This window comes from Bacillus sp. FSL M7-0307 (genome assembly GCF_038627835.1).
Taxonomy (GTDB): Bacteria; Bacillota; Bacilli; order Bacillales; family Bacillaceae; genus Bacillus; species Bacillus altitudinis.
Genome location: NZ_CP152023.1, coordinates 2,987,809 through 3,001,927 on the forward strand (window position 1 = coordinate 2,987,809; position 14,119 = coordinate 3,001,927).

11 protein-coding genes are annotated in these 14,119 nt (G+C 43.8%); all 11 read right to left on the bottom strand.

The genetic code is table 11. The annotated features are described in order from the left end of the window. Window positions 1-106: 106 nt before the first annotated feature. The 11 genes from pdxA to MHI41_RS15470 all read right to left on the bottom strand — a co-directional run bounded on the left by pdxA (window position 107) and on the right by MHI41_RS15470 (window position 14,117). A complete protein-coding gene (gene pdxA, locus MHI41_RS15420; protein ID WP_113747002.1) occupies window positions 107-1,111 on the bottom strand; it encodes a 4-hydroxythreonine-4-phosphate dehydrogenase PdxA in 1,005 nt (334 codons plus the stop codon). After that, a complete protein-coding gene (locus MHI41_RS15425) occupies window positions 1,087-2,433 on the bottom strand; it encodes a four-carbon acid sugar kinase family protein (protein WP_342494293.1) in 1,347 nt (448 codons plus the stop codon). The genes pdxA and MHI41_RS15425 overlap by 25 nt, the downstream gene beginning before the upstream one ends. Before the next feature lie 25 nt (window positions 2,434-2,458). After that, window positions 2,459-4,243 (bottom strand): sigma-54-dependent Fis family transcriptional regulator, encoded by a 1,785-nt coding sequence (locus MHI41_RS15430; RefSeq protein ID WP_171814644.1) that lies wholly within the window; start codon window positions 4,241-4,243, stop codon window positions 2,459-2,461. 146 nt (window positions 4,244-4,389) lie between these two features. Then, entirely contained in the window at window positions 4,390-5,565 is a 1,176-nt protein-coding gene (locus MHI41_RS15435) for an exo-alpha-sialidase (RefSeq protein ID WP_017368034.1), read from the bottom strand. Further along, window positions 5,565-6,968 carry a sodium:solute symporter family protein gene (locus MHI41_RS15440; protein ID WP_017368035.1) on the bottom strand — a complete coding sequence of 468 codons (1,404 nt, stop codon included), beginning with the start codon at window positions 6,966-6,968 and terminating at the stop codon, window positions 5,565-5,567. The genes MHI41_RS15435 and MHI41_RS15440 overlap by 1 nt, the downstream gene beginning before the upstream one ends. Window positions 6,969-7,039: 71 nt before the next feature. Then, window positions 7,040-8,212: an iron-containing alcohol dehydrogenase gene (locus MHI41_RS15445; RefSeq protein ID WP_342494294.1), complete on the bottom strand. Its 1,173-nt coding sequence runs from the start codon at window positions 8,210-8,212 to the stop codon at window positions 7,040-7,042. 4 nt (window positions 8,213-8,216) lie between these two features. Next, a complete protein-coding gene (gene dapA / locus MHI41_RS15450; protein ID WP_342494295.1) occupies window positions 8,217-9,119 on the bottom strand; it encodes a 4-hydroxy-tetrahydrodipicolinate synthase in 903 nt (300 codons plus the stop codon). 178 nt (window positions 9,120-9,297) lie between these two features. Beyond that, a complete protein-coding gene (locus tag MHI41_RS15455; protein WP_342494296.1) occupies window positions 9,298-10,584 on the bottom strand; it encodes a heme ABC transporter ATP-binding protein in 1,287 nt (428 codons plus the stop codon). Then, window positions 10,581-11,639, bottom strand: coding sequence for an iron ABC transporter permease (locus MHI41_RS15460; protein WP_017368039.1), 1,059 nt, complete (start codon window positions 11,637-11,639; stop codon window positions 10,581-10,583). The genes MHI41_RS15455 and MHI41_RS15460 overlap by 4 nt, the downstream gene beginning before the upstream one ends. After that, window positions 11,605-12,555, bottom strand: coding sequence for an ABC transporter substrate-binding protein (locus MHI41_RS15465; RefSeq protein ID WP_017368040.1), 951 nt, complete (start codon window positions 12,553-12,555; stop codon window positions 11,605-11,607). The genes MHI41_RS15460 and MHI41_RS15465 overlap by 35 nt, the downstream gene beginning before the upstream one ends. Before the next feature lie 170 nt (window positions 12,556-12,725). Then, window positions 12,726-14,117 carry a glycoside hydrolase family 28 protein gene (locus tag MHI41_RS15470; RefSeq protein WP_212338653.1) on the bottom strand — a complete coding sequence of 464 codons (1,392 nt, stop codon included), beginning with the start codon at window positions 14,115-14,117 and terminating at the stop codon, window positions 12,726-12,728. Window positions 14,118-14,119 lie beyond the last annotated feature (2 nt).

The following is a 14,119-nucleotide window of genomic DNA, read 5'->3' on the forward strand; positions in this document are numbered from 1 at the left end:
GCGGAGCGAATTTGACATTCGTGAGCACCGAAGCGCAGGACTGACACCGAATGCGAGGGTTTGTCTACACGCTGAGAGCCTCCATTGGAAGGCTCTTTCTCTTTTACTATCGGTTCTCTCTCGTACCAGAAAGCATGATTGCCTGCCGAATGGCTTCTTCCATACTCGCAGAATCAGCCTTTCCTGTTCCTGCAATATCAAATGCCGTCCCATGATCGACACTTGTACGAATTATAGGCAATCCAACTGTAATGTTCACGCCTGATTCTAAGCCAAGCACCTTGATTGGTCCATGCCCTTGATCATGATACATCGCCACAACGATATCAAAGTCGCCTCTTGTCGCCCTAAAGAACAGTGTATCAGCTGGTAGCGGGCCAAATACTTGAATCCCTTCATCCTGTGCTCGTTCTACCGCTGGAATGATCTTCTCCTCTTCTTCGCCGTTTCCAAACAGACCATTCTCCCCGGCATGCGGATTAATCCCGCACACAGCAATTCTAGGTGCAGGGATACCAGATCGAACGAGGGTATCATGAGCCAGCTTAATCGTTGTGTATACACGCTCAGGGCTGATTTTTAAGATGGCATCCATTAATCCGATATGTGTCGTCACATGCACCACTTTTAAATTAGGAGCTGCCAGCATCATGGCATAATCGTCCGTACCCGTCAGGTCAGCTAAAATTTCTGTATGCCCTGGATACATATGACCAGCCTTATGAAGTGCTTCCTTGTTCAACGGTGCTGTACAAATGCCGTCAATTCTAAGGTCATTCGCAAGTGTAATGGCTTTTTCAAGATATCGAAAAGCGGCATTCCCTGCTTCTTTTGAAATCTCTCCTACTGGAATATCGCTTGTTAATAGATGAAGATCAAGACAAGGAACGGCACCAGCTTTTACTTGTTCCGCTTCCTCCGGTTCTTTAATACTGACAATCTCCACATCTGTATTCACAAAATCTTTCACCCTATTTAAAATATGGGTGTCTCCAATGACAAATAGAACGGCTTCTTCATGTAAACGGCTTTGCTGGAAGGCTTTTAAAATAATTTCAGGACCAACCCCAGAAGCATCTCCCATCGTTACAGCAATGATTGGTTTTGCCATTCGTCTACCCCCTCTATGTTTTTCAACACTTCAACCGCATGGAGCACAGAATCTTTTTGACCATATGCCCCTGCTTTTGTGACCGCATATACATTCGTATCAACGAGCCGCCCAAGCGGGATGCCGGGTTCAATTTCTTTCAACAGCTGAATCCCTCCTGCTCCAAGCTCATGGCATATCGAACGCGCCGTATCTCCACCAGTTAAGAAAAGGCGTTTCACTCCTGTTAATTCAATAATGTCTTTTGTGATCTTCCCAAGACAGACGGATAAGGTACTTCCTACTTCTTGTCTTGTCATGCCTTTCGCTTCACCGTATGCAAGCATCTGTTCAACCATTTCTGGCCTTGCGTCTGTATAAAGGAGAATATCTTCATCCTGACGTGTGAGTAGCTGCTCCATGACTAATTTCCTTTCCCATGATTCACGGCCGTTTAATATATTCAGCGGGTTCACTTTCACCTCGAGACATTTGTGCTTTTCTCTTAAAAAAGCAAACTGCTCATTTGTTTTTTGAGAAGCACTTCCTGAAACGATGAGAACAGATTCATGCTTTTTGGCATGAGAAAGATTGCGGTGTTTCGCGACATAAGATGATAACGCGCCAGCGAGTCCGGCTGATCCGACCCAAAGCACTCTTTGTTTGATCTTCATAAACAAATCAACGATCTGTGTTAAATCATTGTTCGTTTCTGCATCACACACAAACCATTGATGACCATGTTTTAATAAAGATGAAACCTCATGACTCGTTTCGTTTAGCTCTGAATAGACCGCCTGCTGCGAAAGATGTTTTGGCTTGATGTTTGTCTGCTCGTCAATTAAGTCTGAAATACTGGATGTCAGGACAGGCGTTTTCGGGTCCTTTGCTGCTTCTGATAGATGAACAGGCACACCCTCCACATAATGAATGCCATAGGCCGTAGATCTATTCGCATCGGGGTAAGCGGGGGCAATGACTGCCGCATCAAACCGGCCAAGATCCATTAGTGCCTGAAGCTCTATTCCTATATTTCCTCTTAACGTTGAATCTATTTTTTTAAAGAAAAGGTGCGAATCCCCTTGTAGAAACGGCTGGACCACTTGACTGACCTCATTGTACGCTCTTTCAGAAGACATACTTCGTGAATCTGTATCAACAATCAGTACATCTTCCTCCTTGTACCGGCTCATATCCTCAAATGACGGCTGGAACAGCACAGAGGCTTTTAAACCGGCCTTCACAAATTGAACACCTGTATCACTTGCGCCTGTTAAATCATCCGCCACAATGATCACCTTTTGCTCTAAGTTCGCTCCTTTTTTTAATAGATCGTTTGTCATTTAGACACCTCGGTCTCATTGCATATTATTCCTTTAGCTTTCTCCACAGCGTCGTGCGGTTAATATTAAGCCGCTTTGCTGCTTTTGATTGATTCATATTTTCTTCTTCCAGCACCGTCCGAATGATTCGTCTTTCAATTTCGTCAAGCGTGCCATGTAAATAGCTGGACAGCTGTTTTTCTTCATTCTCAGAAGCCAGTTGCTCAATTGCCGGCTTTGCTTTACTCAATGTGATATATCCACTTTTTGTTGTCAGCACCAGTTCTTCCATAATCCGTTTGAACTGCCGGACATTTTCTCTAAATCGCTCGTTTTGAAAGGTGGCAATCACATCTGCTGACAGCCCAACAACCTGCGTCCCATAAAGAGAATTTAATTCAGCTATAAATAACCGGCTCATATCCTCAATATCTTCTGCCCGTTCAGATAACGGCGGGACATGAATGACGAGCTCCTGCAAACACGTATATAGGTCTTCATGAAACGCCCCAGATTGCATCAATTTGAACAAATCAACTGTAGATGCAGCTATCCAGCGAATGTTCTGCTGATGATGAATAAGCTGCTCGGCCATGAGGGGCTGCATAGCCATTGGGACACGATCAATATCCTTCAGAAAGATCGTCCCTTTTTGATGCATCGGAATTGCTTTTACATCATCTGGTTCCGCCAAACGGCTGCAATGCACCGTCATAAAGCTCTCATTTTTCCTCTCACTCATTTGATGAATAGCGAAAGCAAGGCTTGATTTACCAGTTCCTTTTTCACCATAAAGGCAAATCGACCGAGCTGTTTGGCTGAACGCCTTTGCTCTTTTAATCACATCTTTCATACTAGAACTCTGCTCAGTAAAAAGAGCAAATGGATGTGCTGAATGAACAGGTGCGGCCAGTGTCCATATATGCTGACCCTCTCTATTGATCACAGCAGAAGGCTTCTCAATTGTCAAAAGCAGCTCCCCTTTAGATAACAAGCTTCCCTTGACATGCCACACTTGCTGCTGAAAGGAGATTTGAGAATATCCACTTTGTTTTCCTTCTCGAACCGCTTTTACTGCTGGTTCAAGCGCCGGGCACCATGCCATCACATCAACATGAGACGTAAACTGTGCAAATAATCCTTTTTCTGTCCATTCTTTCATTTGCTGATTGATAAAATAAAGCTGATTGTACTGATCAATGATCAGCATCCCTTTTGACTCCTGGTCAATCATTTCACGAAAGAGGCGCTGCTCAGCTGTCGCCTCTTTATATAAACGGTACATTTGTTTTGCTTGATGAAACGCTTCTTTGACAGATTCACGTCCTGAGGTAATGAGCATGCTTTGCATCCCCAGCTCCTTGGCCGCTTTATCTGTAATCACATCACCCAGTACAACCTGTGTCCCTTGTTCCTGTAACTGCTGTAAGAGATCCCACACTTCTTCCTCTTGCTGTATCGTATATATATCAATTTTGATCCCGTATAACTCTCCGATGGTGCGTACACCTTGTGTAATATTTTCAAATCCAACAACTGCTTTTTTCCCTTGGTAATCTTTAATCAGCGTGAGGGCACGAAGCAAGTCGTAGCCTGACACAGGAATATCCACCACTGGAATGTTGACGTGCTTTTGAATAAGCGCAGCTGTCCCCCCGCGGCTCATTATAATATCCATTCCTTGAGCCTCGGCCTGTTCTGCCAGTGCAACACCAGACCTAAGATCTCCGACTTCAAGCTGAAATGTGATGCTTTTTTCGTCTTTGGCAAGGTCGATTAATACATCGCCTAATCCTTTATACGGCGCAATACCTAATACTTTTATATTCATGAAAAGGACCCCCATTTTTTATCTCTTCATCGTGAGACATACGTTGAGGGAGTCCAAATGTTAGCAAATTGGGACAACCCTCCAAACATCAATTATAAATGAAGAAAATGAGGGTTACAATTCACGGAAACACTGATCCCTTGCGGTTAAGACGTATGATGCATCCATTCTTCTTTCACACACACATACTTGATGGCTTGCCGGTAAAAAGTAAACGCAATGTGCAGGCTCCCATCTTTTCCTTCTATGATGGATGGATAGGAATATTCTCGATTCAATTTATCCTTTGAGTTGTTTGTCATGGCGTAGCCATCACCAATTTCAAGGTTACGTCTGACGGGCCATGTCGCACCATCATCCGTCGAGATGGCAAGTGTCATTGGCGCACGAGGTGTTCCCCAAAAGGCTGGACGTGCCTCTGTATCAATGGCCGTGCGTGTATCGCCTTCATCCTCAATCTCATCATATAAGGACGCCCTTCTTTCTGTTTGATCATCCGCATTGATATGGTTATAAACGAGGGCAAGATGACCATTATGGAGCACCGTAAATTGAATGGATGAGTTATTGTTTGGCAGCTCTGTTGCTTTTGGCTCAGACCATGTCCGTCCATGATCCACTGAACGGCTCATATAAATCGAATCAGCAAACCGACTTCTAAAGAGGGCAAGCAGGGAACCATCCGCACATTTTCCGATATTCATATGAACACAGCCAGTACTGTTTGGTACAGTGACCTCTTCCCAGGTCTTCCCTTGATCTGAGGAAATCTTCACAGCACTGACATCACGGTTTCCTGTCCATTTGACACCAGGAATCGTTTTACAATAGAACACCGGAAGGAGCCAATCATCATTATCCAATACAACAATAGGCTGGCGTATAAACGTCCCCGGCTGATCAAATAAAGTACCAATCTCTCCCCAAGTCTCTCCTCTATCCTCCGATAAACGATATCTCACAAGAGCTGTATCTTGATTGCCAGAAAGTTGTGCTGTGTAAAGCAGCCACAGTCTCCCATCTTTCTCTTGAAAAAGAACTGGATTTTGTTCAGACCGTGTAATATCATCAGACAGCTTCACAGCCTTTGTCCACTGATCACTTCCTTGCTTGAGCCTTGACATATAGATAGAGATATCTGGAATCCCTTCTTGCGTGCCGCCAAACCATACACACAGCACATCTCCATTATCCAGCTCAATGAGATTAGCCGCATGGTTTTGCACGCAGTCTGTTGGTAGAAAGGCTTCTTTTCTTGCTGCGTCTTGTTCATTTTGTTGTAATTTCCCATCTATTTTGATCGTGATGTCTTCATTTGTCATCATAATTCTCCTTTCAGTGATTGATCCTTTTTAGCGGGCGGGCTGATCCATCGATCCATCACCAGAACTAGGAAAGGAATGATAATGGCCACATACATATTATCGATTCCAAATGGATTATCGAGTAAATACCACACCGTCGTGGCGATGCCTGATGCGGCAAGACCAATGGTTGCTCCTCTATTTGAATTAAAGTATGGTAAGTAAAATCCCATTGCTGCTACAACAGCAATCGATGTTCGAAGTGCTCTTGTAAAAAAGGAAAGTGACAGCAGCTCTGGTGCAAGTGCGACCCCCACAAGCGGCACAATCCCAACGATGACAGCTACATACCGAGTCACCTTCATACGCTGCTCCGGTGATGGTTTCTTTTTCGGTACATAAAAGTCATCAATAATCAACGTAGTTGTAGCAAGTGCAACCGTCGAGACACCAACAAAAATGGATGCGACAAGCGATGTTGCCACAATAGCGCTCAAAATCGGATTCATATGCTGTAAAAAGACAGGGAAAGCATAAATAGGGTCAATGTCTGGATACAAATAACGGGCTGCGACACCGATGATCCCGATCGCAATGGCAAGCGGTAAACAAAGGAGTGCTGCATACAGGGTCGATTTTTTCGCTTCTCGCTCACTTTTCGACGAGGTGATCGCTTGAATGATAAACTGCGTCGCAAAAATGGCCCCCATGTTTCCTATAAACCAAGCTCCAATCGTTCCCCAACCGATGGTCCCATCCCATGTAAAGAAATGGTCGGGTAAGGTTTGTTTCATTGGCTCAAAGCCTTTTGTTAAATAAAGGGCTACCCCTAGTGTAATTAAAACCCCCGCATACTTCACGATCGAATGAAGGATTGTGACCCATGCAACCCCTTTCATTCCTCCGAATGTAAAATAAAATGTACTCACAACCGCCGTGATGATGGCGCAGGTCATTAAAGGCAGGCCAAGAATGGATGCAATGGCAGCTGAACCACTTAAATAGTTTCCTAAATTCACTAAGAGCAGGGCTGCAATCATAATGACAGAGACAACAAGCTTTGTTGATTTCCCAAATTTTTGATCAATAATACCTGAAATCGTGTATTGTCCTGTTCGATAAAACTTCCCCACTAAGAAAAAGGAAAAAATAAAAAAGGCAATAGCAACTGTGACAACAGACCATGAAGCGGAAAGCCCGTGTGTAAAAGCAGATTCAGCTGTTCCAACAGTTGACTTCGTCCCAATGAATTCACTCATTAACAAAATACCGACCACAATAGCTGGAAGTGACTTAGCGGCATTGTTAAATTCTGAGTTAGACTTACTGCGGAAACGCATCGTCAGCCAAGTCGTAAACAGAATATAGAGAATAATGACGATCAAAATAAATGTGATGACAGAACTGCTTAAGACATTCACTTAAAATCCCCCTTTGTGTGCAAGCCGTATGGAGCAACTTCTTATGTCCTATCCCAGTGACGTATGAAGTGTTAAACGTGGAGCAGTTTCATGTAGACCTGTTCAATATCAGAGACAGACATCGGCTTCGGGTTGTTATCCATTAATCTCTTCACCTCTGAAGCAGCTTCAGCAAGTGCCGGTAAATCTTCTTTTGACACACCGAAGGCTTTGAGTTGTTGAGGAATGTGTAAATCCGCTGTCCACTCTTCAATTTGACGAATCACTTGCTCCGCAAGCGTATGCTTTGAGCCTTTCTCTTCGATCCCTATCACTCTAGCAATATCTTCAAGTCGATCTTTGATATGATCTGCATTAAACGCCGTGACATGAGGAAGCAGCATGGAATTAGCGACACCGTGTGAAATTTTGTATTTCCCCCCTAACGGATAAGCCATTGCATGAACCGCAGCAGTTCCGGCACTTGTGAGCGCCATCCCGCCATACATGGCACCAACCAGCATATCTTCCCTTGCTGTCATATTATCCCCGTGATGATAGGCCTCCTGAATACTTCCTGAAATGAGCCTCATCGATTCGAGTGCAAACATATCACTAAATGGATTGGCTTTATTTGAAATATACGATTCAAGCGCATGCGTAAACGCATCCATCCCTGTAGCTGCGGTAATGGCTTTTGGCAATTTGAGTGTCAGTGAGGGATCTAAGATCACAAGATCAGGCAAAAGGTATGGGCTGACCATGCCAATTTTTAATTCTTTTTCCGGAAAGGTAACAATCGCGTTTGGTGTCACTTCTGATCCCGTACCTGAGGTTGTTGGAATGAGAATCGTTGGAACTCCTCTTTTTTTAACAAGGTTCGTGCCAACGAGATCAGAAATTGGCTGATCATTCGTCTTTAGAACGGCTAATATTTTGGCCGCATCCAGCACACTCCCGCCACCAATCCCAATAACGGCTTCATGCTCCCCTTTTAAAAATGTCTGGAAGACGTCCTCGATATTTTCTTCCGTTGGTTCAGGCTTAATCTCTGTGCTGATCTCACTCGCAATCCCTTTTTTTGCAAGTTCTGTTTTGATTTGATCTGCGTAACCAAGAGATACGATGGATGGCTGCGTTAAAATAAAAATGGATCTCAACTTGCTAAGTCCTAATAGCTCTAGCTTCTCCCCAAGGAGCTCTAGAGAGTGAGCGCCAGAAACAATGTGTGATGCCGTTTGAAAGTGATATTGTGATATTGTCATCTCTTCACGACTCCTTTGCTGCTTTTGCTTGTATCCGATAATTCTCCATCATGTTCGCCACAGCTTCTAAAGCCTCGCCGGATAATGCTTTGACCGGGCTTTTTGGCGGACCTACAGGAATCCCTGAAAGTTCAGCTGCTTTTTTCAAAGGTGCTGGTAACGTTCCTAATGTGAATGTCGCTCTTAACGGCTGCAGCTGCTGCTGAAATTGCTCACTTTGGTCAAGATTTCCTTGCTGAAACGATTCATAAATGCCAACGACGGTTTCTGGAAATACATTTGCCGTTGCCGCCACTGCACCTGTTCCGCCTAGCTTCAATGTCTCTAAAATGAGGGAATCCGTTCCTGCAAGCACGACAAACTCTTCATCCTTTGTAACATCGAGATACGCTTTGATATTGGCAATATCTCCACTACTGTCTTTAATACCTAACACATTCGGTAGGACGCTGAGCCTTGCAACCGTCTCTGGCGCAAGTGACACACCTGTTCTTGACGGAATGTTATAGAGCAAGATGGGGATGGTCACATTTTCTGAAATATGACGAAAATGCTCATACAGCTCCTCTTGTGATGGCGCAACAAAATAAGGGGTGATAACCGACAGGACATCTACGCCTAAATCTGCGAACTTGTTTGAAAGCTTAATGGTTGCCTCAGTACTATTCTCGCCTGCTCCCATGTATACAGGCACCCTGCCGCCCGCAGCCTTTACAACAGTTTCAGCAATTTGAAGCTTTTCTTCCTCTGAAAACAAATGAAATTCGCCGTTTGTCCCTAAAGCAAAGATGCCGTGCACACCAGAGTCGATTAAATGATCAATGAGTTGCTTTGTCACTTCTGGATGAAAATGCTCTTCTTCTGTAAGCGGTGTCAAAATAGCTGGAATGATTCCTTGAATGTTCAAATGATTCTCCCCTTCCGGTTGTTGCATTTTTAAACAACTAATTATTAAAACGCTTTCGTGATTCTTATTATAAAAGCAATATGATTTATTTAGCAACATTTTTTCGTTTTTTTCAAATATTCAGTGGGTGACATAAGTAGATGTTGATGTTTTCAACAAAAAAAGTGAACCAGCCGGTTCACTTTTTCATTGCATTCAATGTATGAAGAAGATGCTTCACTTTCAGTCTGACTCTTTCATGTAAATGAGCAGTATGCTCCTTTTCTTCTGCATTGGCAGCAGCGATACAAAGATGATGTACCTGGATACTTGTCTCTTGTTTGATAAAGTGCATCAGCTCGCCCATCAGCTGGACAGACGCACCATCTGATATCATTCCTTTCAGCACAAGCCAAACGGTCAGCTCTCCTTCTTGATGCATCCCATAAAGAAGGACATCTTCATCATCATCTTCAGCGGCGTATTGCTTCGGCCCATTAGATTGACCAAGAAATAAGTACCCTTCCTCATCATCCAGCATGTAATGGAGTGCTTCAGTTCCCGTTCCAAGGGACCGTGTCCAAAAGAAACCCCCGCTTTTCTCATGTGATGAAAGGATGCGCAATGGCTGATGAGTAGAAAATGTCATTCCGTTTGCGCCATATGTTTTCCACCCATCCGCTAAGTTCAGCCTAGAGTGTTCATAGATGGACGCAGGTTCAATTACCAGCTGAGGGTTTGCCCGCAGTGGATGTTGGAGAGGTGTTACATCTGTTTCATACACCCGGTTCACCCGTTCGGTGGTTAACACATGATGCGGTTCTCCCAGCATGTCCGTCTTTCCTTCATTCAGCAAAAGCAGACGGTCACAATACAAACTGGCAATGTTCACATCATGAAACACACCGATCACCGTTAAGTTAGAGGAAACCGTCTCTTGTTTAATCAAATCGAGTAACTCTTTTTGATAGGCTAAATCAAGAAAACTGGTTGGTTCATCCAGCAATAAATAGTCAGGGCACTGAGCCAGCGCTTGGGCTAAGTAAACCCGCTGCTGTTCTCCACCGCTTAACTCATGGATGGATTGATTCTTAAATTGAGCAATATCTGTTTGGTCCATCACCTTGCTGACAATCTCGATATCTTCTTTCGTAACAGATTGCAGCCACCCTTTCTGATAAGGATAACGCCCAAACTGAACCGTTTCTTCCACTGTAAATGAAAAGGCCTGATCGGTCTTCTGTGGAAGAACCGCCAATTTTTGTGCAAGTGCTTTTGGCCGGTAGGATTGAACTGGATGGCCACTTAGTGTTACTTGGCCGCTCTCAGGTGCTAAAATACCTGCGATCATTTTAAGCAGCGTCGTCTTACCGCTCCCATTCGGACCAAGGATGCCGAGGAATTCCCCTCGCTCCACTTCAAAACTCACGCCGTGAATGACCTCTTTTTCACCATATCCTCCTCTAACTTCCTTCACTTGAATCATAGATGCGTCCCTCCTCTATATCTGCGAATGAGGATGATGCCAAAGACAGGTGCACCAATTAACGCTGTAATGATGCCAATAGGCAATTCAGTCGGTTCAATGATCGTACGGGAGAGCACATCTGCTAAAACGAGAAAGGAAGCACCATTCAGCATCGACAAAGGCAGCAAATGACGATGATCCGTAATGGATAAAAGACGGATAAAATGCGGAATCACCAGTCCGACAAATCCGATCGTTCCTGACACAGCCACCGCACTTCCAGTCAGAATCGAACCAGCAAGCAGCACCACATATTTGCTCCGTTTCACATGAACTCCTAACAGTTTTGCCTTTTCTTCACCATACGTCATCACATTTAAATCTCTTCCCATCAAGATCAATGCAAATGTACCAATGAGGAAAAAAGGAAGAAAAAGAGCAATATATCGCCAGCCTCTCATAGACACACTGCCTAGAAGCCAATGAATAATCTCTTTTAAATCATCACCTGTTAACGCAATCATTAATGAAATGAGCGCTCCCAAAAAAGAGCTGAAGATGACCCCCGTCAAAATTAAAGAAGAAATGCTCATTCCTCGGTGAACCAGACGGGCAAAAAAGAGGACGAGACATAGTGTGACAAGCGCTGTTGTCATACTCAAAAAAGGCAGTGTAAAACTGCCGAGCAAAGGAAACTGCAAACTGAAAAACAGTGTGGCTACAGCCCCCACAGATGCCCCTTGAGATACCCCAAGTGTATAAGGGTCAGCGAGAGGATTTTTTAATAAACCTTGAAAGGCTGCACCAGATAACGCCAGAGCTGCTCCGACTAACGCCGCTAATATCACTCTCGGCAGCCGGATATTCATCATAATATTGCGGTCAATTGCATCAATGGTTCCGACCTGGATTCCAAATACTTCATGAACAAAGATCCGAAGTATAGAAGGAATGGGAATCCCTAAGCTACCAAATGAGATTCCCATTCCAATGCTCACCACAAGAAGTAAAGCACTTGCTGTGTATGCGATGATGATCTTATTTGAACGTGTCAGGATAGATGCTTTTCGCAAGAGCCTCCACTCCTTCAACCAATCGCGGTCCCGGTCGTGATGCCAGATCCGTATTCAATTGAAAGACTTGTTTTTCTTTGACTGCTTTGATCGCCTTCCAGCCGTCTCTTTTTTTCAGATCAGCTAAGCTTGCACCATCAATCGTGACGATGGCATCAGGATTTCGTTTAATAATTGATTCTTCCGTCATTTGCACCCAGCCCGTTTGATCGCCAGCGGCATTTTTTGCATGAATGACAGACAGCATTTCGTCCATAAACGTTTGTTTACCTGTTGTATAAATTTCAGGCGCACCTGATACTTCGACAAAAACTGTTTTTTGTTTGTCTTTGGAGATGGATTCTGCTTGTTTTTTGATGTCATTCAGTTTTGATTTCATCTCGTCTACTAGCTTCTTTGATGCTTCTTTTACGCCGGCTGCTTCACCAATCATATGGATAGACTTATACACATCTTTGAAGGAGGCTGCATCATTAACAGTCAGCACTTGAATACCTGCATCTTCAAGCTGTTTAAATCCGTCTTTTGAGCTCATTTGTGATGCATGTGCTAAGACAAGATCAGGCTTTAAAGAAATAACCTTCTCTACATTGAAATCAAGACCGCCAATCTTCTCTACCTTTTCTACTTCCTTTGGATAGTTGTCAAAATCTGATCTACCCACGATTTTATCTCCAAGGCCAAGGGCATAGGCAACCTCTGTATTACTTGGAATTAACGAAACAATTCGTTTAGGCTGTTCTTTGATTTCAACTGTTTTACCAGCTGCATCTTTAATGGATACAGGAAATGCCGCAGCCGCTGTCTCTTTAGGCTTTGAACTGTTTGTTTTTTGGTCCGTTTCCGCACCTGCACACCCTGCTAAAACACCGATCACAAGTAACAATGATAGCCAAATACCAGTTAACTTCTTCATCAATAAACCCCCTGCTTTATGTACTGCTTGACGTCATCTCTTTCGTCAATTCTTTTCTAATTTCGGGAATATTATACTACAGTGCAGATAGGTTGTATATGTGACGGCCAATACGTTTTTTTGCCCTGATAAAAGAAAAACAGCCTTTGACGTGGCTGTTTTCACTTCCGCTATTGGTTGATATGTTCACCATTAATGACAACTTTCTGAAATGAAGGAGATACTGCATGTTCCAATGAAAGAGGGTACGTGACATCGTCAATGACACAGTCTTTCATTTTAAAGTGTGTGACCGGGGAATGTGAGTATGCGGCGATCTTGACACCATATCGCCCTCCGCTGCTTTTTAACCCTTCTACTTCAATATGACGGACTACAGGCCTATGCGGACCGGCATCCCCTTCCTCATACATCATGTCGATACAGACCACCTCATGCTTTAAGCTTTTCACTAGATTGTTTTTAAAATAGATGTGTTCAATGGTACCGCCCCTGACCGAGTTGGTCTTAATGCGCAATGCCCTGTCGAGGTTCGGACTGTCCATGACATTATCCTCTGCATATACATACTTGACGCCTCCAGAGATTTCACTCCCGATCGTTACTCCGCCATGACCATCACGCATCGTATTTCTACGAATGACGATGTTCTCAGATGGAACACCGATTCTCCGGCCGTCCTCATTTCTGCCCGATTTAATCGCAATACAATCATCGCCATTATCAAAATAACAATCTTCAATGAGCACATGTCGGCACGACTCTGGATTCACACCATCTGTATTTGGGCCATGACCGATGATATTCACCCCGCGGACGATGACGTTTTCACTTAACACCGGATGGACCTGCCACATCGGTGAATCCTTTACGGTTACTCCTTCAATGAGAATGTTTTGGCAATTGTATGGCTGGATAAAGCTTGATCTTAAATAATGTCCTTCGCCAAACACTCTTTCTTCCACTGGTATTCTTTTTTCAGCCATTTCAAAAAGAAGCTGACGATCCCGATCTTGAGAGGGTTGACCATTTGTTCCATACTTCCAAGGCCACCAGTGGTGTTCATCGCCCCTCCCGTCCAGCGTGCCTGCTCCTGTAATCGCAATGTTTTCTGCATGATGGGCATAAATAAGTGGTGAATAATTATAAAGCTCAATTCCTTCATATCTTGTTAGAACAAGCGGAAGATAATGACGTGTATCTTGGCTGAAGGTCACATAGGCGTTTTCATGAAGATGAAGCTCTACATTGCTTTTCAATTCTAGAGCGCCTGTCAAAAATGTCCCTTCAGGAATCAGCACTCGCCCTCCTTTCAAACGATGTGCATCATCGATGGCAGACTGAATAGCATTTGTCGAAAGCTCTATCCCTTTGTTATCTGCACCGTAATGAATCACATTGAATTCACAATCTGGGAACTTTGGCGCTTTTATCTGCTTTAACACATGATCTATGCCATTTGTTTCTTTGTCTTTTTTCCCTTGCTTTGCTAAACGTGCGAGTCCAATTCCTGTTAGTACTGTTCCTGCTGTCACATACATCAAATTTCGTTTTTTAGACATTT